This is a genomic window from Sodalis sp. RH15 (assembly GCF_047324255.1).
In the GTDB taxonomy this organism is placed as follows: Bacteria; Pseudomonadota; Gammaproteobacteria; order Enterobacterales; family Enterobacteriaceae; genus Acerihabitans; species Acerihabitans ligni.
Genome location: NZ_CP178738.1, coordinates 1,201,370 through 1,224,938 on the forward strand (window position 1 = coordinate 1,201,370; position 23,569 = coordinate 1,224,938).

The following is a 23,569-nucleotide window of genomic DNA, read 5'->3' on the forward strand; positions in this document are numbered from 1 at the left end:
TGAATAAGTCACTGGCCGCAAGGTAAATCCTCTTGCGACCAGCCACAAATCAGTTTTTTCCCTGGGCTAATCTTTTTTCAATGGCGTCTAACAGCATGCCGGTGATGGAGATGGGAAATGCGGCTTCGATTTCCCGCACGCAGGTGGGACTGGTGACGTTTATCTCCGTCAGCTTGTCGCCGATAATGTCCAGACCGACAAAAATCAGGCCTTTTTCTTTTAATATCGGGCCAACGTCGCGGGCGATTTTCCAATCGCTTTCCGTCAGCGCTCGGGCTTCGCCACGGCCGCCCGCCGCCAGATTGCCGCGGGTTTCACCGGTTTTGGGGATGCGTGCCAGGCAGTAAGGCACCGGTTCGCCGTCTACCACCAAGACCCGTTTATCGCCATCCTTGATGGCCGGCAGGAAATTTTGCGCCATGCAAAAATGCCGGCCGTAACCGGTGAGGGTTTCGATGATTACCGAGAGGTTGGGATCTTCGGGTTTCACCCGGAATATGGAGGTGCCGCCCATGCCATCCAGGGGTTTGAGAATGATGTCCCCATGCTGGTGCCAAAAAGCGCGGATATGATCGTCCCGGCGGCTCACCAGCGTATCGGGGGTATGGTGGGCAAACCAGGCGGTAAACAGCTTTTCATTGCAATCGCGCAGGCTTTGGGGCTTGTTGACAATCAGGGCGCCTTTATCTTCGGCCCGTTCCAGGATATAGGTCGCATAGATGAATTCGGTGTCGAACGGCGGATCCTTGCGCATCAGGATGACGTCGAGGGAGCCCAGTTCTATATCCTGCTCCTCATGAAAACTATACCAGTCGTCATAATCCTGCTTTACCGCCAGCAGCCGGGTGGTGGCCCTGGCTTCGCCGCCGCGCAGGTAGAGCGAACTCATTTCCATGTAATGAATCTGCCAGCCGCGGCGTTGCGCTTCGAGCAGCATGGCGAAACTGGTATCTTTCTTGATGTTGATGGACGAAATGGGGTCCATAACAATGCCGATCTTTATCATTGATTTCTCCTTTAACCCAGATCACCGAAACGAACCTGTAAAGCCGTAATGGCGGTGAGCGCTGTGGTTTCTGTGCGCAAAACTCGGGGCCCCAGCTGGATTTCGGTAAATCCGTGGCTGGAGGTCATGGCAATTTCTTCGGAGGACAAGCCTCCTTCCGGACCGATGAGCAACCGCACCCGTTCCACCGGCAGCGGCAGGGTATTAATGCTGTGCCGGGCCCGCGGATGCAGATTGAGTTTCAGTCCCGGTTCATGTTCCGCGCACCAATCGTCGAGATTCATGGCGTCGCGGATCTGCGGCAAGGCGTTGCGGCCGCATTGTTCACAGGCGCCGATAGCGATTTTCCGCCACTGCTGGATCTTTTTTGCCAGGCGCTCTCCTTCCAGCTTGATGCCGCAGCGTTCTGAAAACAATGGGGTAATGACATTCACTCCCAACTCGATGGATTTCTGGATGGTGAACTCCATTTTTTCGCCCCGGGACATCACCTGGCCCAAATGCAGGTGTAGCGGCGATTCGCAGTCCTGGGGCCGTACGGCATGGACCTGAGCCACGACGTTTTTTTTGTCCGCCACGGTAATCCGGGCATCGAAGACATGATTGCTGCCGTCAAAAAGATGCAGGGGCTGTCCTTCGGACAGGCGCAGCACCCGGGTCAGGTGGTGGGTGGCATCCTCGCTGAGCTTCACGCTGCCCTCGGCCGGGAGCGGCCCGGCATGATAGATACGCGGTATACGCATGCTGTTATCGTTTTTCCTGGAGTCGAAAATACCCGCTGCGCGTCGCGGTTACGCAGCCTGGAGTCGCTTTCCGGCGCCGTTTGGCCGCGCGTCGGGTTGTCTTATAGTAGGTCAGGGGTTTTATGACTGGCAAGCCCGCTGAACATAAGGATTGGCATTCCCTTGCACCGCCTCGATGCGCCTGTCGCGTTGGCATTCCCAGGGCGTGACCGGATAAAGCCGGTCCCAGGCCTCGAACAGCTGGGTTTGCTGGCTCGACAGGTGCAAGCGATAGCGATCGCGCATATAAAAATAGGTGCGGGCAATGGTGCCCCGTGCGCGGGCCGGCGGCTCCGCCAGCTTATTTTGGAAATCGATTTTCATGGCGCATTGGCCGTATTGTCCTTCACCGCCGTTCCATTGACCGTACTGGAAGTTTTCCCGGTCGCCGTTGATTTCGCCGACGGCGGGCTGCAGATTGTGCAAATCATTTTCCATTTGCCGGTAGCCGGCGTCTTCGGCGCAATGTTTGCGGCCGCCGTTTTGCCAGCATTGCCGCTGATGTCCGAACTCCCAGGCCGGTACCACATGCTCCCATTCGATACGGTTGGCGCGCAGGGCGCTTTTGCGAATTTGGTAACCGCAGGAAGCCAGGTCCGGGATGCCTTTTTTACCTTGCCAGGTGATTTTACAGCCGCAGTAAAAGCTGCCCGGGGCGTCCTGATTGATTTTGACCGCCGCCGCCTTGGCCTGGCTGAAGTTATTGATTCCTTTGGCCGGTGCGAGGGCGGGCATCAGCAGTGTGAGGGAACAGAGTAAGGAAAGTAAAAGAGCCCGGAGCGTTTTATTTGGCATAACGGTTATTCAACAAAAGGAAAAACGCAGGGTAGCGAATCTCGCGGCTGTAGGCAAATCGGAGGGGGTCAGGCATTTTCATCGTAATGGAGGATATTGCCGCACTGGCGGCAGCGATATTGGGCTTCGCCCCGGCGGATGCGATTATGTCGGCGGATGGTTAAATCATGGCGCCGGCATCCGCACGCGTATGGGTAGGTATGGGTACGTACCGTGGCAAGGTCGAACTCATGGGTGCGGCGGGGATCGGACTTTAGGACTTCGGACATCATCCAGCGCCATTCCTTGCCGTGAGGCGCTACGCGGCCAAACTGGCGGAATACCAGTAAATGCGCCAGTTCATGGGGAACGACTTCTTCAATAAAGCTGGCCTGGTTGGCCAGGAGGAGGACCGGATTGATGCGGATTTCCCATTTTTCCAGCCAGGCGGTGCCCGCCGATGTGCCTCGTTGCCGATAGGTTAGCGTCGGTTCAGGGAAATCGCAGTTAAAATATTGGCCGGCCAGGCGCAGGTTTTCGCGCAAGCACTGCATGACGGCTTGCTGAAGGGCTATGGGGATGCGGATCGGTTTCATGAGAGCAAGATAAACCAGCTTTGGGGCCGGTGGCAAGTGGGGGGGGCCCGATGGCGGCGGGCCGGCCGCTTCGGACTGTTGGCGCGGTTTCCCTTTAACACGTTTGCTGCACGTCAGGTGATAGCGGGCTTACCGCGCTGTGGGGCGCTCGGTCGGGCAGGAAAACCATGCCCGATTTGACCCCATCAGCACGGTTTCCCTTAACACGCTCGCTGCATGCCCGATGCTCGCGGTTTCCCTTTAACACGTTTGCTGCACGTCAGGTGATAGCGGGCTTACCGCGCTGTGGGGCGCTCGGTCGGGCAGGAAAACCATGCCCGATTCGACCCCATCAGCACGGTTTCCCTTAACACGCTCGCTGTATGCCCGATGCTCGCGGTTTCCCTTTAACACGCGCTCACTTTGACAGGCGCGTTGTCACGTTCGGTGAAAGCGCTCTGTTTGTTAGGCGCGATCGCCGATCTCACGCAGGGATTTGCCGGTCATCAGGTTCCGTTCGATATGTTCGAGGGAGATGTTTTTGGTTTCCGGTATCAGCCAGTAGGTCAGGAGGATAAACAGGACGTTCAGGCCGCCGTAGACCCAGAAGGTGTTGGCGTTGCCCAATTTATCCAGCATGGTCAGGAAAGTGGCGCCGACTATCATGTTGGCGATCCAGTTGGTGGCGGTGGAGACCGTGATGCCGAAATCACGGCCTTTGAGCGGCTGTATTTCGGAACACAGTACCCAAATCAGCGGACCGGCGCTCATGGCGAAACCGACGATAAACATCATCAGCATGACAATGGCGAAATATTTTCTAAAGTCGGTTTCGACGCCGATATGCAGCAGCGTACCCAATACGCCCATGCCGACGGCCATGACCAGGAAGCCCAGCTTGAGGGTGGGTTTGCGGCCCCAGCGATCCACCAGGCCGATGGCGATAAAGGTGGCCAGTACGTTCACCAAACCGACAATGACCGTTCCCCACATTTGATCGGCGGTACCGGAGAAACCGGCGATGCCGAAAATCTTCGGCGCATAATACATGATGACGTTCATGCCGGTGAACTGCTGCATTACCTGCAGCAAGATGCCCAGATAAACTACACGGCGGAAGTTGCCGTTGCTGGTAAACAGTGCCCAGCCGCTTTGTTTGATCTTCAGGCTTTCGCGGATTTCATCCAGTTCCTTTTTGGCCTGCGCCGAGGTATCCCGCAGCATATCCAGAACTTTCTGCGCTTCCATGAAACGCCCTCGCGCCGCCAGCCAGCGCGGGCTGCCCGGCAGGAACAGAACGCCGATGAACAGCAAAACCGCCGGGATGGTTATCACCCCCAGCATCCAGCGCCAGGATCCGCTGTAGCTAAAGCCGGTATCGGATAAATAGGCCGCCAGGATGCCGATGGTAATCATCAATTGATACATGGAAATCATGCTGCCGCGAATTTTTTCCGGCGCGATTTCCGATAGGTATAACGGGGCGGTGTAAGAGGCGACACCTACCGCCAGGCCGAGGATAACCCTGGCGACGATCAGCAGTTCAACGCTTGGCGTAAACGCGGAGCATAACGAGCCGATGACAAACAGGAGCGCGCCAATCAGCAGACTGTATTTACGGCCGAGTTTCGCTGACAGCCAACCGGCGCCTACCGCGCCCACCGCCGCGCCGAACATCATTGAACTGACCACCCATTCCTGTTCATGGGGGGTGATTTGGAAATCTTTCGACAGGAAGGGCAACGCACCGGCAATCACGCCGATATCCAAGCCAAAAAGCAAGCCGGCAAGGGCGGCCATAAAACAGACGAAAAAGGTTATGCGAGCATTAGAGCTGCCTGACCTATGTTTGGCAGTACTCATAAGTACCTCCCTAATAACTTCAAAAATTAATAATTATGTATGTTAGGCAAATGCCTGTGGGCATTATGTGCGCCAGATCACAACTATGTAATCGATTACACTCACATATTTTTGTTTAGAAAGCATTTATGCCTAAGACGGCGGTTAAAAACTTTTTAAAAGCGCGTCATTTTGCCGTTGGCAAAACCGTATCCCGGTATCAATAAGCTATAGCTGAAAACGAAGCGGTAGGCAAAAAATTTACTATGCTAATTGGAGGTTAACCGAATGAAATTTATGAAAATGAGAAGGTGTAACCGGTTTCAATAAAACACATAAAAAAACGACGATCAAGAAGATCGTCGCTGTTGAGTGTAGCCGAAGAAAAATTTTTTGCTTTAAAGGATGAATTTACCGTTTATTTTAAACCGGCGGCGTCGCGCAGCAAATGCGCCTTATCGGTTTTTTCCCACGGGAAATGTTCGCGGCCGAAATGCCCATAAGCGGCGGTTTCGCGGTAAATAGGCTGCAACAAATCCAGCATGGTGATCAAGCCGTACGGACGCAGATCGAAGAATTCGCGCACCAGCGGGATCAATTTATCATCGGCTATTTTACCGGTGCCGAATGTCTCGATGGAGATGGATGTCGGTTCCGCCACGCCGATGGCATAAGACACCTGGATTTCACAGCGGCTGGCCAGGCCCGCGGCGACGATATTCTTGGCAACGTAGCGGGCGGCATAGGCGGCGGAACGGTCCACCTTGGACGGATCCTTGCCGGAAAATGCGCCGCCGCCATGGCGAGCCATGCCGCCGTAGGTATCGACGATGATTTTACGTCCCGTCAGACCGCAGTCTCCCATCGGGCCGCCGATAACAAAACGGCCGGTGGGATTGATGAAATATTTGGTGGCGGGAGAGAGCCATTCGGCGGGCAGCACCGGCTTGATGATCTCTTCCATCACGCCTTCATGGAGATCCGCCAGCGAGATGTCATCGGAATGCTGGGTGGAGAGCACCACGGTATCGATACCGACGACTTTATCATTATCGTAGGCAAAGGTGACCTGGCTTTTGGCATCTGGACGCAGCCAGGGCAGGGTGCCGTTTTTCCGCACCTGCGACTGGCGTGAAACCAGGCGGTGGGCGTAGGTAATCGGGGCGGGCATCAATACGTCGGTTTCGTTGGTGGCATAACCGAACATCAGGCCCTGGTCCCCGGCGCCCTGTTCCAGCGGATCGGTACGGTCCACGCCCTGATTGATATCGGGGGACTGTTTGCCGATAGCGCTGAGCACCGCGCACGAGTTGGCGTCAAAACCCATTTCCGAATTGATATAACCGATTTCGCGAATGGTCCTGCGGGTTAACTCTTCGATATCCACCCAGGCGCTGGTGGTGATTTCGCCGCCGACCAGCACCATGCCGGTTTTCACATAGGTCTCGCAGGCCACGCGGGCTTTGGGATCCTGTGCCAGGATCGCATCAAGCACGGCATCGGAAATTTGATCCGCGATTTTATCAGGATGTCCTTCTGAAACGGATTCGGACGTAAATAGGTGTTTAGCCATCGGTCTCTTTACCTTAGAATACGGGTTAGAAATGACTGCGTAGCGCTGTGGATAAACCACCGGGAAAAGCGATTTTCCTCTGATGGCATTACGCGTCCTGCAACGTCCCGCGGATTAATAGCATTAAGCAGTGAGTCGCTGAGTTAATCGGTCATACCCCAATACATGGATGGATTAACTTCTGGATGGCTATTCTAGGACACCCAGGCGTCTAAACGCCAGCAATTTTTCTTCTGAAATGTGTCCGTCAGGGGCTAATGGCAACGATTCACCCGCTGAAAATGCTTTGTCATGATTTTCATTTTGCATTTTAAGGGCGTTGGCTGTATAAATTCGCGCGCACATACATAGAGCGCGATGTGAATGGCCTTCGTTTACATCTTGTAACTTTTTATCTGCACCGGACCGGCTCCCGCGCCGCCGGATGCGCCAGCCCGGGGGTGACACAGTTAATGATCCGCACTTCATCGGTCGTCACCGACCCTATTCTCCGCTGTCTCGCATGCCCGGTAACCTATACTTATTCCGCGTCATTCCCAGTTTCTCGCCGATGTTACCGATACTTCGGCCTGACGCCGGCCGCCGGAACCGGCAGTTCATCCGCCGGCAACTGAGCCGGCAGCGCCAGGCATTTCATGCGGCCCATTTTTAATGGGTTTCTTCTGTCCCGTAGCACGGAGTTCATCAAGGTGTTTTACAATTATGGTACCGATGTACCGGATGCCTGCTGCATCCGGCGGCGTTTATTGCTGTTGGCGGCCTGTGGGCGCACGCTTAACCATGCCACCGTCGGTGGTTTTTACGCTGTAAAAACGGTGCACGGGATCATCAACGTGAACCGTGGGAGAGAGCAACATCATGTTTGATGATCAAAAACACCAAGGGCCTCACCGTACCGGCCACCATGATACTTTGCGTTCCATGCAGGAGGTCGCCATGAATGACAGCGATGCCAGTAAAATGATGCGCACCTACAATGTCGCTTACTGGGGCAACAATTACTTTGATGTCAACGAACTGGGCCATATCAGCGTATGCCCCGATCCGGATTTCCCCGAAGCGCGCGTGGATTTGGCCGAATTGGTCAAAGAGCGGCAAAACGACGGCCAGCGGCTGCCGGCGCTGTTTTGCTTTCCACAAATCCTTCAGCACCGGCTGCGTTCCATCAACGGCGCCTTCAAGCGCGCCCGGGAATCATTCGGTTACCAAGGCGGTTATTTCCTGGTTTATCCGATTAAGGTGAACCAGCATCGTCGGGTCATCGAATCCCTGATCAATTCCGGCGAGCCCCTGGGTCTTGAAGCGGGCTCCAAGGCGGAATTAATGGCGGTATTGGCCCATGCCGGCATGACCCGGACCGTGATTGTCTGTAATGGTTATAAGGATCGCGAGTACATCCGCCTGGCATTGATTGGCGAGAAGCTGGGTCACAAAGTCTATCTGGTGATTGAAAAGCTTAGCGAAATCAAACTGGTACTGGAAGAGGCCGAGCGGCTGAACGTGGTGCCCCGTCTGGGCGTGCGCGCCCGCCTGGCGTCGCAGGGCTCCGGCAAATGGCAATCCAGCGGCGGCGAAAAATCCAAATTCGGACTGGCGGCGGTCCAGGTACTGCAACTGGTGGAACTCCTGCGCAGCAAAGGCCGCCTCGACAGCCTGCAACTGCTGCATTTCCATCTCGGGTCACAATTGTCCAACATCCGCGATATTGCTTCCGGCGTGCGTGAATCGGCGCGGTTTTATGTGGAACTCCACCGGCTGGGGGTCAACATCGAATGTTTCGACGTGGGCGGCGGGCTGGGCGTGGATTACGAAGGCACCCGTTCCCAATCGGACTGCTCCGCCAACTACGGTCTCAATGAATATGCCAACAATGTGATTTGGGGCATCGGCGACGCCTGTAACGAATTCGATCTGCCCCATCCCACGGTGATTACCGAATCCGGCCGGGCGGTCACCGCCCATCATACGGTGCTGGTATCGAATATCATCGGCGTCGAGCGTAATGAGTTCAGCGAGCCGAACCCGCCGGATGAAGACGCGCCGCGCGCGCTGGAAAGCCTGTGGCAGACCTGGCAGGAAATGCAGGAACCCCTTAATCGGCGCTCTCTGCGCGAATGGCTGCACGACAGCCAGATGGATCTGCACGATGTCCATACCCAATATACCCACGGCATGCTGGATCTGACCCAGCGGGCCTGGGCGGAGCAGCTCTATCTGAATATTTGCCGCATGATCCAGGTACAGCTTGATCCCAGCAACCGCGCCCATCGCCCGATTATCGACGAACTGCAGGAGCGCATGGCGGATAAGCTGTATGTGAACTTCTCGCTGTTCCAGTCAATGCCGGACGCCTGGGGCATCGATCAGCTCTTCCCGGTGCTGCCGCTGGAGGGATTGGACAAACCCCCCGAAGGCCGCGCCGTGCTGCTGGACATCACCTGCGATTCCGACGGCACCATCGATCACTACATCGACGGCGACGGCATCGCCACCACCATGCCGATGCCTCCTTATGATGTGGATAACCCGCCGTTGCTGGGATTCTTCATGGTGGGCGCCTATCAGGAAATCCTCGGCAATATGCATAATCTGTTCGGCGATACCGCGGCGGTGGACGTGTTTGTCTTTAAAGACGGCAGCGTGGAGCTCAATGAATCCGATGAAGGGGATTCCGTGGCCGATATGCTGCAATATGTACAGCTTGAGCCGGATGTACTGCTCGCCCGCTTCCGCGATCAGGTCAAAGAGACCGATCTTGATCCGGCGCTGCAGGCGGAATTCCTCGAAGAGTTCGAGGCCGGGCTTTATGGTTACACCTATCTCGAAGATGAATAATGATGAATAACGAAGGAACAAACATGAGCACCCTGGGCCATCAATACGATAACTCCCTGGTTTCCAATGCGTTCGGTTTTCTGCGGCTGCCGCTGGAATTCAACCCCTACGACAGCGATGCCGATTGGGTTATCACCGGTATACCTTTCGATATGGCCACCAGCGGACGTTCCGGCAGCCGGCACGGTCCGGCGGCTATTCGCCAGGTCTCCACCAACCTGGCCTGGGAAGGCTGCCGCTGGCCCTGGAATTTTGATGTCCGCCAGCGCCTGAAGGTAGTGGATTGCGGCGACCTGGTATTTGAGTTCGGCGATGCCCAGGATTTCAGCGACAAATTGCAACAACATGCGGAACGCCTGCTGGCCGCGGGCAAACGGCTGTTATCGTTCGGCGGCGATCATTTTGTCACGCTTCCACTGCTGCGCGCCCATGCCAGGCAATTTGGCAAAATGGCGCTGGTGCATTTCGACGCCCATACCGATACCTATGCCAACGGCAGCAAATTCGATCACGGCACCATGTTCTTCCACGCCCCTAACGAGGGGTTGATCGACCCGCTGCACTCGGTGCAGATCGGCATTCGCACCGAATACGATCGCGATAACGGCTTCACCGTGCTGGACGCGGCGCAGGTTAACGATCGCCGCGTGGAAGATATCATTGCCCAGGTAAAAGGCATTGTCGGCGATTTGCCGGTTTACCTGACATTTGATATCGATTGCCTGGATCCGGCCCATGCGCCGGGTACCGGCACGCCGGTGATCGGCGGACTCAGCACCGATCGGGCCTTAAAGCTGGTGCGCGGCCTGCAGTCGCTGAATATCGTCGGCATGGATCTGGTGGAAGTGGCGCCGTCCTACGACCACGCGCAAATCACCGCCCTGGCCGCCGCCACTCTGGCCCTGGAAATGCTCTATATCCAAGGCGCAAAAAAGCCTGATAACTCCCCAAACACCGAAAGCTAAACCGGGCGTGTTAAAGGGAGACCGCGCCAATGGTGCCGAAGCGGCCATCCTGTGGCCGCCGGAGCGCACCATGGCACGGTAGGCCCGCTACCACTGAAGCTTCAACCCGGCGTGTAAAAGGGAGACCGCACCATGGCACGGTAGACCCCCTATCGCTGAAGCTGCAACCCGGCGTGTTAAAGGGAGACCGCGCCAATGGTGTCGAAGCGGCCATCTTGTGGCCGCCGGAGCGCACCATGGCACGGTAGGCCCGCTACCACTGAAGCTTCAACCTGACTTGTAAAAGGGAGACCGCGCCATGGCACGGTAGGCCCGCTACCACTGAAGCTTCAACCTGACTTGTAAAAGGGAGACCGCGCCATGGCACGGTAAGCCTGCTATCACTGAAGCTGCAACCCAGCGTAACATCAGCGCCCATCCTGCCGGAAACCACCCGCCATTACCCGCCCCCGGCGGCTCGAACACCCCTCCGCCTGAATCTCACCTCATATTTCGCGCATTCCTGCATATACATTTATTACCAATTTAGGTTACATTTAGCGATATTTTCTTTCTTAGTCTCTGAAGTTAAGTGATTGATTTTCATATAGCTTGGTCAACGAGACACTATTCAATCCGAACTGGAGTATAAAAATGACACCCCGTAAAACATTGGCGAACGCCATTCGCGCTTTGAGCATGGATGCTGTGCAAAAAGCTAAATCCGGCCATCCCGGCGCCCCCATGGGCATGGCCGACATCGCCGAAGTCCTGTGGCGAGACTATCTGCAGCACAATCCGTCCAACCCGAAATGGGCCGGCCGCGATCGCTTTGTCCTGTCCAACGGCCATGGCTCCATGCTGCTGTACAGCCTGCTGCATCTCACCGGCTATAACCTGCCGATGTCCGAACTGCAAAACTTCCGCCAACTGCATTCCAAAACCCCCGGACACCCGGAATACGGCTACACCGATGGGGTTGAAACCACCACAGGACCCCTGGGGCAGGGCATTGCCAACGCCGTGGGCATGGCCATTGCCGAACGTACCCTGGCGGCGCAGTTCAACCGTGCGGGCCATGACATCGTCGATCACCACACCTATGTGTTTATGGGCGACGGCTGCATGATGGAAGGGATTTCCCACGAAGTCTGCTCATTAGCCGGCACCATGAAGCTGGGTAAGCTGACGGCGTTTTACGACGACAACGGCATCTCCATCGACGGGCATGTGGAAGGCTGGTTCAGCGACGACACCGCCAAACGGTTTGAAGCCTACGGCTGGCACGTGGTGCGCGGCGTAGACGGGCATGACAGCGAAGCCATCAAGGCCGCCATTGAACAGGCCAAAGCCGTTACCGATCGGCCCTCGCTGCTGATGTGCAAAACGGTGATTGGCTTCGGTTCGCCGAACAAGGCCGGTTCCCATGACGCCCACGGCGCGCCGCTGGGTGATGCCGAAGTGGCCGCCACCCGCAAGCAGCTGGACTGGAACGAAGCGCCGTTCGTCATCCCGCAGGAAATTTACGACGCCTGGGACGCCAAGTCCGCCGGCGCCGCCCGTGAAGCCGCCTGGAACGAAAAATTCGCCGCTTACGAAAAAGCCTACCCGGAACTGGCGACGGAATTCAAACGCCGCATCGAAGGCCGTCTGCCCGCCGATTGGCGGCAGCAAAGCCAAGCCTACATCGAAAAGCTCCAGGCCAATCCGGCCAGCATCGCCAGCCGCAAGGCATCGCAAAACGCCCTGGAAGCCTTTGGGCCGCTATTGCCTGAATTTTTGGGCGGCTCCGCCGACCTGGCCCCCAGCAATCTCACCATTTGGTCGAAGTCGGTTTCTCTTGGCGACAACCAGGCAGGCAACTATATCCACTATGGCGTGCGCGAGTTCGGCATGACCGCCATCGCCAACGGTATCGCCGTGCACGGCGGTTTTATACCCTATACCGCCACCTTTCTGATGTTTGTGGAGTATGCCCGTAACGCGGTGCGCATGGCGGCATTGATGAAAATCCGCTCCATCTACGTCTATACCCATGACTCAATCGGCCTGGGGGAAGACGGACCAACCCACCAGCCGGTGGAACAGCTGGCCAGCCTGCGCCTGACGCCGAACATGCGCACCTGGCGGCCCTGCGATCAGGTGGAATCCGCCGTGGCCTGGCAGCAGGCCATAGAACATGCCCATGGCCCGAGCACCCTGGTGTTATCCCGGCAGAATCTGGCGCAGCAGCAGCGTACGCCGCAACAGTTGGCCGATATCGCCCGCGGCGGCTATATCCTGAAAGATACCGACGGTACGCCTGAGCTGATTATTATCGCCACCGGTTCGGAAGTGGCGCTGGCGGTAACCGCGTGGGAAAAACTCAGTGGGGAAGGCCGCAAGGTCCGGCTGGTATCATTGCCCTCGCCTGAGGTGTTCGATTTGCAGGATGCGGCCTATCGCGAAGCGGTACTGCCGAAAGCGGTGTCGACGCGTCTGGCCGTTGAAGCGGGTATCGCGGATTACTGGTACAAATACGTTGGCCTGAACGGGGCAATCATCGGCATGACCGGTTTCGGCGAATCGGCTCCGGCCGAAGAACTGTTCAAACTGTTCGGTTTCACCGCCGAAAATGTATTGGATAAGGCGCGCACGCTGCTGGCGTAAATTCAATAAAATCTTTCAAGGCACCCTCGGGTGCCTTTTTTATGGTACGCCCGGAACGGAGGCAAATCTTCGGCTGGTTTTAGCGTGGGTTCATGGCGGCGAATATGGCGTCATAGCGACCATCCCGCTCGGCCCAGCGCCGGGTTCTGTCGTGCTCCACCAGCACTTCGCCGCCGGGGTGATCCCCCGCCGCCAGCAACTGCATAACCTCCGCCACGTATGCCGCGAGCGGAACCGCGCGCGGGTCGGAGGCCTGCTGTTCGCCCGTGAGTTCCGTCTGTACGTAGGGCGGCGCCAGTTCAAGCACCTCGACGGGAACATGACGCAACTGATGGCGCAGCGATTGAAGCCAGGAGTGCAGGAATGCCTTGCTGGCGCAATAACTCGGAAAATCGGCCCGGGGTACGAAAGCCAGGTTGGAACTGGTCGCCATGATTGCCGCGTCCGGCCGCCCTTGCAGCACCGGCAGGAAAGCCGCGGTCACGCGCAGCACTCCCAGGATGTTCGTCTCCACTATCGCCTGGGCGGCACAAACATCCCAGCCATCCGCGGTCATGTCCTCTGCCCGAGAAATACCGGCGTTGGCGATAAGCACGTTCAGTTCTGGAAAACGCGCGCGCACGTCGCCGGCAAATTGAGACAATGAGGCCGGGTCGTTGAGATCGAGCGTCATTCCAATCAGGCCAGGCCGGCTTGCCGTTATTTCATCAAGCAGGGACTGCCTTCGCCCTGCGATGACAACCCGATTGCCGCGGTCGTGGAAAGCTTCGGCGAGCGCCCGGCCGATGCCGCTGGTACCGCCGGTGATGAGGATAGTGTTGCCGGTCATTTTCATGGTTCGCTGCTCCTTTATGATGGACTTCGAGACACTCCCTGCTGGGATCCTCTCGACAAAGGACGCGTTGGATGACGGTAACGCCTACGACAGCGCCCTGCGGGCAACTGCAGAAACGATTATTGCGTGGCTGCATTGGCATCGTCAATATTTTCCAAACGGGATTTTCCCAAAAAGGCCTTGCCAAGCCTCTGAGAATGGGACCTCTCCTGTAAAACAGACGGCAATGGTGACCGCGTCCCGCTCGTTTGGCTTAAGTCTGATTTTTCGTGACTATTTGTGCAAAAAAACACCGTTTTATCCAGCGAAAGCGGATCTTCATCACATATTTGCCAAAATAATTCCGCTGCGCTCTTTTTTTGATTATTCTAGCTGAAGCGTTTCAGTCAACCATATGAGCGCGCTTTTGTTCATGTGGATGACCGTTTATAATCGGAACCGTCAACGTTGTCACCATCCGAGCAGTCCCTTGTTCAGCGGTCTTTTTAACAGCCGTCCGTCGGGCTTGAATTTTCGCAAAAAGCGGCATGGGACGCATTTAGTGGTATAGTTGACTGTATAACATGCTCTACCGTCACGATCGTTTTTCAACATTATCCTCGTCCGGACGGACGGCGGCCTACCGCGGGACACGTGAGCACGACAAGCAACGATTCCTCCAGGCCGGTATGTTAAAAACCCCGGTGATAAAACAAGAGCGGGACATATATAAAAGCGCGGCACCGCCGTCCGGGCACTCTTCCGACGGGCGTAGACCGTAAGCAGCTTCCAGGCCGGCGGACGGCAACCCGTCTTCCCGCCGCCCAGGCAACTTTACAAGAATCAAACAAGAGGGTTCACCATGGCTGTAATTAAGATGACTGATCTGGATCTTGCTGGTAAACGAGTACTCATCCGCTCGGATCTGAACGTTCCGGTTAAAGACGGCAAAGTAACGTCCGATGCGCGCATCCGCGCTTCATTGCCTACCATTGAAGCCGCGTTGAAACAGGGCGCGCATGTAATGGTGACGTCCCATCTCGGCCGTCCGACCGAAGGCGAATATAATGAAGAATACTCTTTGCTGCCGGTGGTCAATTATCTGAAGGACAAGCTGTCGTCGCCGGTTCGTCTGGCCAAGGATTATCTGGACGGCGTGGACGTGGCTGCCGGTGAGCTGGTGGTGCTGGAAAATGTCCGCTTCAATAAAGGCGAAAAGAAAGACGACGAAACCCTGTCGAAAAAATATGCCGCCCTGTGCGACGTCTATGTTATGGATGCCTTTGGTACTGCCCATCGCGCCCAGGCTTCCACTCACGGCGTCGGCAAGTTTGCCCCGGTAGCCTGTGCCGGCCCGCTGCTGTCCAATGAACTGGAAGCCCTGGGCAAAGCCCTGGGCAACCCGGCGCGTCCGATGGTTGCCATCGTCGGCGGTTCCAAGGTCTCCACCAAGCTGACCGTGCTGGATTCGCTGTCCAAGATTGCCGACCAGCTCATTGTCGGCGGCGGTATCGCCAATACCTTTATTGCCGCCCAGGGACACAATGTCGGCAAATCCTTGTACGAAGCCGATTTGATCCCCGAAGCCAAACGCCTGCTGCAAACCTGTGAAATCCCGGTGCCCGCCGACGTGCGCGTCGCCACTGAATTCTCTGAAACCGCCGCGGCGACCCTGAAGTCGGCCAGCGATATCAAAGACAATGAACAGGTGCTCGATATCGGCGATGCTTCCGCCGCACAACTGGCGGAAATCCTGAAAAAAGCCAAGACCATTCTTTGGAATGGTCCGGTGGGCGTATTCGAATTCCCTAATTTCCGTAAAGGTACCGAAATCGTCGCCAAGGCCATCGCCGAAAGCGAAGCGTTCTCCATTGCCGGCGGCGGCGACACCCTGGCGGCCATCGATCTTTTCGGCATTGCCGATCAAATTTCCTATATTTCCACCGGCGGCGGCGCTTTCCTGGAGTTTGTGGAAGGTAAAAAACTGCCTGCCGTGGTGATGCTTGAAGAGCGAGCCAAACAGTAACGCGACAGCAAGCCGGGCGCGCGCCATTATCGGCGCGCGCTTTCGCCGTTGCGAAGTCTGTACGGGGCAACGGTGTCCAATCCCTCTTTTTTAATGGCCTACAAAACAGGACAAAGCAATATGTCTAAGATTTTCGATATTGTAAAACCAGGTGTTATCACCGGTGACGATGTACAGAAAGTATTTGCCGTAGCGAAGGAAAACCACTTTGCTCTGCCCGCCGCTAACTGTGTAGGTACCGATTCAATTAACGCCGTGCTGGAAGCCGCCGCGAAAGTGCGCGCTCCGGTCATCGTTCAGTTCTCCAATGGCGGCGCGGCATTCATCGCCGGCAAAGGCCTGAAGGCCGAAGGCCAGACGCCGTCCGTATTGGGCGCTATTTCCGGTGCGCTGCATGTGCATCATATGGCCGAACACTACGGCGTGCCGGTTATCCTGCACACCGACCATTGCGCTAAAAAACTGCTGCCGTGGCTTGACGGCCTGCTTGATGCCGGCGAAAAACATTTTGCCAAGACCGGTAAGCCGCTGTTCTCATCCCACATGATCGACCTGTCGGAAGAGTCGCTGGAAGAAAACGTCGCCATTTGCAGCAAGTACCTGGCACGCATGGCTAAGATGAACATGACCCTGGAAATTGAACTGGGTTGTACCGGCGGTGAAGAAGACGGCGTGGATAACAGCCATCTGGACAACTCTTCACTCTATACCCAGCCGGAAGACGTGGCCTATGCCTATGAAAAGCTGAATGCCATCAGCCCACGTTTCACCATCGCCGCCTCCTTCGGTAACGTTCATGGCGTATACAAGCCGGGCAACGTGAAGCTTACCCCGAAAATCCTGGATAACTCGCAGAAATTCGTTTCCGAAAAATACGGTTTGCCGGCCAATTCCCTGAACCTGGTGTTCCACGGCGGTTCGGGCTCCACTCCGGAAGAAATCAAGGAAGCGGTAAGCTACGGCGTGGTTAAAATGAACATCGATACCGATACCCAATGGGCAACCTGGGAAGGTATTTTGAAGTATTACCACAAAAATGCCGGTTATCTGGAATCGCAGTTGGGCAACCCCGAAGGCGAAGATAAACCGAACAAGAAATACTACGATCCCCGCGCCTGGCTGCGTGCCGGCCAAGCGTCCATGGCTGCCCGTCTTGAGCTGGCGTTCCATGAACTGAACGCTGTCGACGTATTGTAATTTCCGTTCTGCAAAAGACGTTGTGATAAAAGGCCTCCAAACCGGAGGCCTTTAACATAATGAATTATAGGAATATTCCTGCCCTTTTTTCAGCCGTTGATTGGCGTCGAAAACGATTATTGGTTACGCTTAAGAAACTCCGTTGTTGTCGGCAGGTATGGCCGGCCGGTTTTTTTTCGCCTTACACCAGAGGGTAGGATAATAGAATGGAAGACCTAAACGTCGTCGATAAAATCGACCATGCCGGCAACTGGCTGGTTAATAACGAGCAGTTACTGCTTTCTTACGCAGTGAATATCGTGGCCGCGCTGGTGATTCTCTTTGCAGGGATCCTCATCGCCCGAGTGATTTCCCGCACCATCAATCAGCTTATGCGATCCCGCCATATCGATATCACGGTGGCGGACTTCCTGTCGTCCATCATCCGTTATGGCGTCATTATCTTTACGGTGATTGCCGCGCTGGGCCGGGTGGGCGTTCAGACCGCGTCGGTTATCGCGGTCATCGGCGCTGCCGGCCTGGCGGTAGGTTTGGCCCTGCAAGGTTCGCTGGCCAATTTTGCCGCCGGCGTGCTGCTGGTGACATTCCGGCCTTTCCGCGCCGGCGAGTATGTGGATTTCGGCGGAACCGCGGGCACGGTGCTGATCGTGCAGATTTTTTCCACCACCCTGCGCACCTACGACGGCTTAATGATCGTGGTGCCCAACGGCAAAATCCTGGCAGGCAATATCACCAATTTTTCCCGCGAGCCCAACCGGCTGGTGAATCTCACCATCAGCGTCAGCTACGACGCCGATATCAACACGGTTAAATCCGTGATCACTGACATTATCAAGGCGGACAGCCGCGTACTGAAAAATATGGGCATTACCGTGGGGCTCAACAACCTGGGAGCATCGTCACTGGATTTTATGGTACGGGCCTGGGTCAAGAGCGGCGACCTGCAAAACGTCACCTTCGACTGGCTGGAACGGTTCAAACACGCGTTTGATGAACGCCAAATCGGCATACCCTATCCGCAAATGGATGTGCATATGTATCGCACCCCCAAACCGCAGACCGCCGCCAACGAGGATGAGTCCAAAAAGCCGGCCCCGGCGGCGGAGGGGCCCACGGCAGGCTAGTCCCGACATCCTCGAATTTTGAACCGAGTATGCGTAAGGGATCGCGTGTCAAAGGGCGAGCACCCAACGTGCAACGAACCTGTTAAAGGGGGACCGCGCCAATGGGGTCGAAGCGGGCGTGGTTTCCCCGCCCGCCAGAGCGCCCCATGGCTCGGTAGGCCCACTATCACCGAACGTGCAGCAAACGTGTTAAAGGGAGGCCACATTGAAGATGGCATCTACCCATGGCAGCCCGGCCCGCTGCCTCGGGCCAAACGCCAATTATTAGTTTTGCTAATTATTAATTAGAAATTTCCATTTCAACTGATGATGGCTTTTCATTACACTGCCGGTATTTTCTATTGCATAACAAAAGGAATACGGCATGTGGACTGTACTGTTCCAAGGGTTCGCCCTCGGCATGGCGACCATTGTCCCGCTTGGACCGCAGAACGTACTGGTCATGAATCAGGGCATCCGCCGGCAATATCATCTGTTGATTGCTTCTCTGTGCCTGCTCAGCGATATGGTGCTTATCTCGGCGGGCGTGTTTGGCGGCAGCGCGCTGCTGTCGCGCTCGCCCGTACTGCTGCAAGCCGTCACCCTGGCGGGGGTGGCGTTTCTCTCCTGGTATGGATTTAACGCCGTCAGGCATGCCTGGCGCGGCGACGAGGCGATGGCGGACCGGGCCGGTATGCTCCCCGCCAGCCGAGGCCGGGTGGTGATGACCATGCTGGCGGTGACCTGGCTCAATCCCCATGTCTATCTTGATACCCTGGTAGTGCTGGGCAGCCTCGGCGGTCAGTTAGATCCGTTGGCGCGACGCTTCTTTGCCGCCGGCTCCATCGGCGCCTCGGTGGTGTGGTTTTACGGACTGGCCCTGCTGTCGGCACGGCTTTCCCCCTGGCTGAACCGGCCGCCGGTACAAAGGGGCATCCAGCTGTTCGTGGGAATGGTGATGTGGATGGTGGCGCTGAAACTGGCGCGTCAGTCCTGGCCGCTGTCGTTGCTGATGACGCATTTACAATAGCTTACCGCAAATGCCCCGTTTGAAGACTCCTCCTATATTTTACCGGACGCACGGCGCGTTAATCTGCCGATGCAGCATAACCAAACGGTAAATAACTGCAAATAACATAGCCATAAGATGAAATTCGGTAATGATATGCTGCATCAGGATGAGTATATCTGCAATCCAACTCGACGGGAGGTACCATGAAGGTCAAGGCATTAGCATTAGCCGCCATATTGGGGTGGGGGGCGTTATCCACCCAGGCGCCGGCCGCGGAGCTGCCCGCCGGGCCGCACGTCATCACCTCCGGCGCCGCAAGCGTGGAGGTGGTGCCGGACATCGCCACCCTGACCATTGAAGTCTCCATTTCGTCCAAGGACGCCGGCGACGCCAAGAAACAGGCGGACGCGCGCGTTGCGCAATACTTTGATTTTCTGGCTAAAAACGGCGTAGAGAAGAAAGACATCAATGCCGCCAATCTGCGCACCCAGCCGGAATATGACTTCCTGAAAACCGGCGAATCGGTGCTGAAAGGCTACCGCGCGGTGCGCCAGGTCCAGGTTACGCTGCGGCAGCTTGATAAACTCAATGAACTATTGGACGGCGCGCTGAAATCCGGCCTGAACGAAATCAGGGCGGTGGAACTGGGCGTGGCCAATCCGGACGTCTATCGCGACAAGGCGCGCAGCCAGGCTATGGAAAATGCCTCCTCCCAGGCCCGTGCGCTGGCGGAAGGCTTCAAGGCCCAGCTGGGACCGATTTACAGTATCCGTTACCACGTGGCCAACTATCAGCCGGTTCCGGTAGCCCGGATGTTCAAAGCCAATGACGCCATGGCGCAAACCGATGCCGCGCAAACCTATGCGCAGCAGACCATTCGTTTCGACGATCAGGTCGACGTGGTATTTGAACTGCGGCCTCAGCCTTAAACCTGGCGCAAAGCCTGGCGGCCGTGGGAAAGCAAGGCATCGGTCACTTTACGCATCATCCGGCTTTCCGGCGCAAAACGATGCCAGAACAGCATCCGGCGCTGGAACAGCCCTGGCGTAAGATCAATCAGCTCGCCGCTGTCCAGCTCTCTTTCGATTTGCAAATGGGGGATCATGCAACAGGTGGTGCCCTGGCGAGCCAGCTGCACAAACGCTTCCGATGAGTTGACGATATGGCAGGGCACGCTGCCCGGCGGCAGATCGAAATTCTGCTGTAAAAACGCCTGATGCATGTCGTCAAGATGATCGAACGCCACCGCCGGCGCTTTCAGCAGCGCGCTGCGGGTGACGCCGTTCGGAAAGTAGCGGTCGGCAAAAGGTTTTGATGCCACGAACAGGTAATCCAGGGCGCCCAGTTGATCCACCAGGCAGCTGGGCAGGGGCTGGGGCTGGATACTCACCGCCCCCACCACTTCACCGCGCCGAAGGCGCTCCTGGGTGCGGGTTTCATCCTCAACCTGCAAATTAAGCCGGATGGGCGAATCGGTCAGTACCGGTTTCAGCGCCGGCAGCAGCCAGGTGGCTAGGCTGTCGGCATTGACCGCCAGGGATAACAACAGGGGAGTATCGCTGCCGTTATCGGTGCCGAGCCATTCATCTTCCAGCAACTCCACCTGATGCAATAATGCCAGCAGCTTTTGGCCCTGTTCCGTCGGCCGGGGCGGGACGGTACGTACCAGCAGCGGCTGGCCGAAAAGATTTTCCAACTGTTTTATGCGTTGCGATACCGCGGATTGCGTTATACAGAGTTTCTGCGCGGCACGTTCAAAACCTCGTTCACGTATCACGGCGTCGAGCGCCTGCAGCGTTCGATAGTCCGGGCGTTTCATTCAATCTTCGTCCCCTAACGTCGGTGTATCCCTGCACTATGCCATAGTTTTGCCCCGGTAAGGTCTTAAAATCTTATGGATGAGGGTGGAGTGGTCCGGGCGCGTACGGTTGCGGCGGAATTCAAGCTTTTTGGCCGGATATTGCTTTATAATACCGGCAAGTTGGATTTCCATAGGAAAAACATGCCATGACGCAGGATGAACTTAAAAAAGCGGTAGGCTGGGCGGCATTGAAATATGTTCAACCCGGTACCATCGTCGGGGTCGGCACCGGTACCACCGCCGCGCATTTTATTGACGCTCTGGGCACCATGAAACACCAGATAGACGGGGCGGTATCCAGCTCCGAGGCTTCGTCGGCGAAATTGAAAGCGCTGGGGATCCCTTTGCTTGATTTAAACAGCGTGGATTCGCTGGATATCTATGTCGACGGGGCGGATGAGATCAACAGCCATATGCAGATGATTAAAGGCGGCGGCGCGGCGTTGACCCGTGAAAAAATCATCTCCGCCGTGGCGCGCCGTTTTATCTGCATTGCCGACGCGTCCAAACAGGTAGACGTATTGGGAAGATTTCCCCTGCCGGTTGAAGTGATCCCTATGGCGCGGGCGTATGTGGCCCGTGAGCTGGTGAAATTGGGCGGTTTGCCCGAATATCGCCAGGGGGTGGTGACCGATAACGGCAATATCATTCTTGATGTGCGTAACCTGCAAATATTGGATGCAGTGGCGCTGGAAGATAAAATCAACGCTCTGCCGGGGGTGGTTACCGTCGGGCTGTTTGCGCGGCGCGGCGCTGACGTAGCGCTGATCGGCACTCCGGAGGGCGTCAAGGTTATCGAATAAGCCGCGGATTTCCCATGAGCGGGCCGGCCGGGCAGGGATATTGTTACCGATGCCGGCCTGACTGCGGGCGACGGATAAGTGTTAATTTTGTTTACATAGCATTTTTTAATTCTTTATCTGAAATTCAGTGATAAATATCACATTTAAGTCATTTAACTGCCATATATAGGACGTATGCCTGTCCCTCCAGAAGAATTATCCATAGCAATCACTTATGTTCGGCGCTTGTGCTGGGCGGACTTTGGTCAATGAACTTGCCGATGCGGCAATATTTGTTATTTTGTCCGGGTGCTGTGTTTTGCAGCCGCTTCTGAAGTATCAAAAAGGGTCGGGAAATGGCGAAAGTATCGTTGGAAAAAGACAAAATCAAATTTCTATTGGTAGAGGGCGTGCATCAGACCGCCATCGATAATCTGCGGCATGCCGGTTATACCAATATCGAATACCATAAAGGCGCATTGGACACCGAGTCATTGAAGGCATCCATTCGCGATGCGCATTTCGTCGGCATCCGATCCCGCACCAACCTGACGGAAGAGGTGTTTGCCGCCGCGGAAAAATTGGTGGCGGTGGGCTGTTTTTGTATCGGCACCAATCAGGTTGATCTCAAGGCCGCGCTGAAACGGGGCGTGCCGGTATTCAATGCGCCTTTTTCCAATACACGTTCCGTGGCCGAGCTGGTCATCGGCGAGATGCTGCTGATGATCCGCGGTGTGCCGGAAGCCAATGCCAAAGCCCATCGCGGCCAGTGGAACAAGCAGGCCCAGGGCAGCTACGAGGCCCGGGGCAAAAAGCTTGGCATCATCGGTTACGGCCATATCGGTACGCAATTGGGTATCCTGGCGGAAGGCCTGGGTATGCAGGTTTACTTTTACGATATCGAGAGCAAGCTGCCGCTGGGCAATGCCCATCAGGTGGATTCGCTGCCAGAATTGCTTGGCCTCAGCGATGTGGTGACCCTGCATGTGCCCGATACCCAGTCCACTCGGAATATGATGAGCTCGGCGGAATTCGGCCAGATGAAAAAAGGCGCGCTGTTTATCAACGCCGCGCGCGGTACGGTGGTGGATATTCCGGCGCTGTGCGATGCCCTGGCCAGTAAACATCTTGCCGGCGCCGCCGTGGACGTTTTCCCTGAAGAACCGGCCACCAATACCGATCCGTTTGTTTCGCCCCTGTGCGAATTCGATAATGTTATCCTGACGCCGCATATCGGCGGGTCGACCCAGGAAGCGCAGGAGAATATCGGTACGGAGGTGGCGGGTAAGCTGGCGAAATATTCCGATAACGGGTCTACTCTGTCCGCGGTGAATTTCCCGGAGGTTTCTTTGCCGGAGCATGGTGAAAACGTCAGCCGGCTGCTGCATATTCATGAGAACCGTCCCGGTATTTTGACCCGTATAAACCAGATTTTCGCCGAACAGAGCATTAATATTGCCGCCCAGTATCTGCAAACCACGGCGGATATCGGCTATGTGGTGATAGACGTGGAAACCGATGCGGAAAATACCGCTTTGCAATTGCTTAAGGCGATACCCGGCACGATCCGGGCGCGTTTGCTGTACTGAGGTTTTGGCCCCAGGGCGGGGGCCGGCGCCTTGGGGGGACTGCGGCGGCTGCGAGATAGCCGCTGCATCCCCGTTGGTACGGTCTCCCTTTAACAGGTTCGCTGCACTCCCGGTGTTTGCGGGCCTACCGCGCCATGGGGCGCTCGGTCGGGCGGGAAAACCACGCCCAATTCGACCCCATTGTCACGGTCTCCCTTTAACAGGT

At 56.3% G+C, this 23,569-nt stretch carries 20 protein-coding genes; 12 read left to right on the top strand and 8 right to left on the bottom strand.

The annotated features are described in order from the left end of the window. Positions 1-49: 49 nt before the first annotated feature. The 6 genes from gshB to metK all read right to left on the bottom strand — a co-directional run bounded on the left by gshB (position 50) and on the right by metK (position 6,552). On the bottom strand, positions 50-1,006 hold the full coding sequence (gshB, locus tag ACL2XO_RS05680; RefSeq protein WP_413726602.1) for a glutathione synthase: 957 nt from the start codon (positions 1,004-1,006) through the stop codon (positions 50-52). An 11-nt stretch (positions 1,007-1,017) separates the two neighbouring features. Beyond that, complete coding sequence (rsmE, locus tag ACL2XO_RS05685; RefSeq protein ID WP_132923386.1) at positions 1,018-1,749, bottom strand: 16S rRNA (uracil(1498)-N(3))-methyltransferase; 732 nt, start codon at positions 1,747-1,749, stop codon at positions 1,018-1,020. 120 nt (positions 1,750-1,869) lie between these two features. Then, complete coding sequence (endA, locus tag ACL2XO_RS05690) at positions 1,870-2,523, bottom strand: deoxyribonuclease I (protein WP_413743037.1); 654 nt, start codon at positions 2,521-2,523, stop codon at positions 1,870-1,872. Between the two features lie 128 nt (positions 2,524-2,651). Further along, positions 2,652-3,158 (bottom strand): SprT family zinc-dependent metalloprotease, encoded by a 507-nt coding sequence (locus tag ACL2XO_RS05695; RefSeq protein ID WP_132923384.1) that lies wholly within the window; start codon positions 3,156-3,158, stop codon positions 2,652-2,654. 444 nt (positions 3,159-3,602) lie between these two features. Then, positions 3,603-5,000: a sugar porter family MFS transporter gene (locus tag ACL2XO_RS05700; protein ID WP_413742367.1), complete on the bottom strand. Its 1,398-nt coding sequence runs from the start codon at positions 4,998-5,000 to the stop codon at positions 3,603-3,605. A gap of 397 nt (positions 5,001-5,397) precedes the next feature. Beyond that, positions 5,398-6,552 (bottom strand): methionine adenosyltransferase, encoded by a 1,155-nt coding sequence (metK, locus tag ACL2XO_RS05705; protein ID WP_132923382.1) that lies wholly within the window; start codon positions 6,550-6,552, stop codon positions 5,398-5,400. A 689-nt stretch (positions 6,553-7,241) separates the two neighbouring features. On the opposite strand from metK, the gene ACL2XO_RS05710 reads away from it, so the two are divergent. From ACL2XO_RS05710 to tkt, 4 genes are all read left to right on the top strand, one after another. Continuing rightward, positions 7,242-7,418, top strand: coding sequence for a hypothetical protein (locus tag ACL2XO_RS05710; protein ID WP_165934168.1), 177 nt, complete (start codon positions 7,242-7,244; stop codon positions 7,416-7,418). Further along, positions 7,411-9,387, top strand: a complete 1,977-nt coding sequence (gene speA / locus ACL2XO_RS05715) for a biosynthetic arginine decarboxylase (protein ID WP_132923381.1) — start codon at positions 7,411-7,413, stop codon at positions 9,385-9,387. Before ACL2XO_RS05710 ends, speA begins: the two co-directional genes overlap by 8 nt. Positions 9,388-9,410: 23 nt before the next feature. Then, positions 9,411-10,352, top strand: a complete 942-nt coding sequence (speB, locus tag ACL2XO_RS05720; protein WP_413742368.1) for an agmatinase — start codon at positions 9,411-9,413, stop codon at positions 10,350-10,352. Positions 10,353-10,985: 633 nt separating this feature from the next. After that, positions 10,986-12,980, top strand: coding sequence for a transketolase (gene tkt / locus ACL2XO_RS05725; protein ID WP_413742369.1), 1,995 nt, complete (start codon positions 10,986-10,988; stop codon positions 12,978-12,980). Between the two features lie 79 nt (positions 12,981-13,059). Here the strand turns inward: tkt and ACL2XO_RS05730 are convergent, their stop codons facing one another. Next, positions 13,060-13,815 (bottom strand): SDR family oxidoreductase, encoded by a 756-nt coding sequence (locus ACL2XO_RS05730; RefSeq protein WP_413742370.1) that lies wholly within the window; start codon positions 13,813-13,815, stop codon positions 13,060-13,062. Between the two features lie 16 nt (positions 13,816-13,831). On the opposite strand from ACL2XO_RS05730, the gene ACL2XO_RS05735 reads away from it, so the two are divergent. From ACL2XO_RS05735 to ACL2XO_RS05760, 6 genes are all read left to right on the top strand, one after another. Next, the gene (locus ACL2XO_RS05735) at positions 13,832-14,191 is read left to right on the top strand and encodes a hypothetical protein (protein ID WP_413726610.1); all 360 of its coding nucleotides are present in this window, start codon (positions 13,832-13,834) and stop codon (positions 14,189-14,191) included. Positions 14,192-14,656: 465 nt separating this feature from the next. Further along, complete coding sequence (pgk, locus tag ACL2XO_RS05740) at positions 14,657-15,820, top strand: phosphoglycerate kinase (protein ID WP_132923377.1); 1,164 nt, start codon at positions 14,657-14,659, stop codon at positions 15,818-15,820. A gap of 120 nt (positions 15,821-15,940) precedes the next feature. Next, positions 15,941-17,017: a class II fructose-bisphosphate aldolase gene (gene fbaA / locus ACL2XO_RS05745; protein WP_132923376.1), complete on the top strand. Its 1,077-nt coding sequence runs from the start codon at positions 15,941-15,943 to the stop codon at positions 17,015-17,017. Positions 17,018-17,223: 206 nt separating this feature from the next. Then, entirely contained in the window at positions 17,224-18,141 is a 918-nt protein-coding gene (mscS, locus tag ACL2XO_RS05750; protein WP_132923375.1) for a small-conductance mechanosensitive channel MscS, read from the top strand. Between the two features lie 364 nt (positions 18,142-18,505). Beyond that, on the top strand, positions 18,506-19,150 hold the full coding sequence (locus ACL2XO_RS05755) for a LysE family transporter (RefSeq protein WP_203522768.1): 645 nt from the start codon (positions 18,506-18,508) through the stop codon (positions 19,148-19,150). A 185-nt stretch (positions 19,151-19,335) separates the two neighbouring features. After that, on the top strand, positions 19,336-20,061 hold the full coding sequence (locus ACL2XO_RS05760; RefSeq protein WP_132923373.1) for an oxidative stress defense protein: 726 nt from the start codon (positions 19,336-19,338) through the stop codon (positions 20,059-20,061). Here ACL2XO_RS05760 and ACL2XO_RS05765 read toward each other — a convergent pair. Beyond that, on the bottom strand, positions 20,058-20,951 hold the full coding sequence (locus ACL2XO_RS05765) for a LysR family transcriptional regulator ArgP (protein ID WP_132923372.1): 894 nt from the start codon (positions 20,949-20,951) through the stop codon (positions 20,058-20,060). The genes ACL2XO_RS05760 and ACL2XO_RS05765 overlap by 4 nt on opposite strands. A gap of 188 nt (positions 20,952-21,139) precedes the next feature. Between ACL2XO_RS05765 and rpiA the strand changes: the two genes are divergently transcribed. Further along, the gene (gene rpiA, locus ACL2XO_RS05770; RefSeq protein WP_203522767.1) at positions 21,140-21,796 is read left to right on the top strand and encodes a ribose-5-phosphate isomerase RpiA; all 657 of its coding nucleotides are present in this window, start codon (positions 21,140-21,142) and stop codon (positions 21,794-21,796) included. Between the two features lie 335 nt (positions 21,797-22,131). Continuing rightward, on the top strand, positions 22,132-23,364 hold the full coding sequence (gene serA / locus ACL2XO_RS05775; protein ID WP_132923370.1) for a phosphoglycerate dehydrogenase: 1,233 nt from the start codon (positions 22,132-22,134) through the stop codon (positions 23,362-23,364). Positions 23,365-23,569 lie beyond the last annotated feature (205 nt).

Coding starts and splice junctions, on each gene's coding strand:
- speA (WP_132923381.1), top strand. CDS start 7,411: ATGTTTGATGATCAAAAACACCAAGGGCCTCACCGTACCGGCCACCAT.
- ACL2XO_RS05700 (WP_413742367.1), bottom strand. CDS start 5,000: ATGAGTACTGCCAAACATAGGTCAGGCAGCTCTAATGCTCGCATAACC.
- ACL2XO_RS05765 (WP_132923372.1), bottom strand. CDS start 20,951: ATGAAACGCCCGGACTATCGAACGCTGCAGGCGCTCGACGCCGTGATA.
- ACL2XO_RS05760 (WP_132923373.1), top strand. CDS start 19,336: ATGAAGGTCAAGGCATTAGCATTAGCCGCCATATTGGGGTGGGGGGCG.
- speB (WP_413742368.1), top strand. CDS start 9,411: ATGAGCACCCTGGGCCATCAATACGATAACTCCCTGGTTTCCAATGCG.
- serA (WP_132923370.1), top strand. CDS start 22,132: ATGGCGAAAGTATCGTTGGAAAAAGACAAAATCAAATTTCTATTGGTA.
- ACL2XO_RS05695 (WP_132923384.1), bottom strand. CDS start 3,158: ATGAAACCGATCCGCATCCCCATAGCCCTTCAGCAAGCCGTCATGCAG.
- rpiA (WP_203522767.1), top strand. CDS start 21,140: ATGACGCAGGATGAACTTAAAAAAGCGGTAGGCTGGGCGGCATTGAAA.
- ACL2XO_RS05730 (WP_413742370.1), bottom strand. CDS start 13,815: ATGAAAATGACCGGCAACACTATCCTCATCACCGGCGGTACCAGCGGC.
- fbaA (WP_132923376.1), top strand. CDS start 15,941: ATGTCTAAGATTTTCGATATTGTAAAACCAGGTGTTATCACCGGTGAC.
- ACL2XO_RS05755 (WP_203522768.1), top strand. CDS start 18,506: ATGTGGACTGTACTGTTCCAAGGGTTCGCCCTCGGCATGGCGACCATT.
- rsmE (WP_132923386.1), bottom strand. CDS start 1,749: ATGCGTATACCGCGTATCTATCATGCCGGGCCGCTCCCGGCCGAGGGC.
- gshB (WP_413726602.1), bottom strand. CDS start 1,006: ATGATAAAGATCGGCATTGTTATGGACCCCATTTCGTCCATCAACATC.
- metK (WP_132923382.1), bottom strand. CDS start 6,552: ATGGCTAAACACCTATTTACGTCCGAATCCGTTTCAGAAGGACATCCT.
- endA (WP_413743037.1), bottom strand. CDS start 2,523: ATGCCCGCCCTCGCACCGGCCAAAGGAATCAATAACTTCAGCCAGGCC.
- mscS (WP_132923375.1), top strand. CDS start 17,224: ATGGAAGACCTAAACGTCGTCGATAAAATCGACCATGCCGGCAACTGG.
- pgk (WP_132923377.1), top strand. CDS start 14,657: ATGGCTGTAATTAAGATGACTGATCTGGATCTTGCTGGTAAACGAGTA.
- ACL2XO_RS05735 (WP_413726610.1), top strand. CDS start 13,832: ATGATGGACTTCGAGACACTCCCTGCTGGGATCCTCTCGACAAAGGAC.
- tkt (WP_413742369.1), top strand. CDS start 10,986: ATGACACCCCGTAAAACATTGGCGAACGCCATTCGCGCTTTGAGCATG.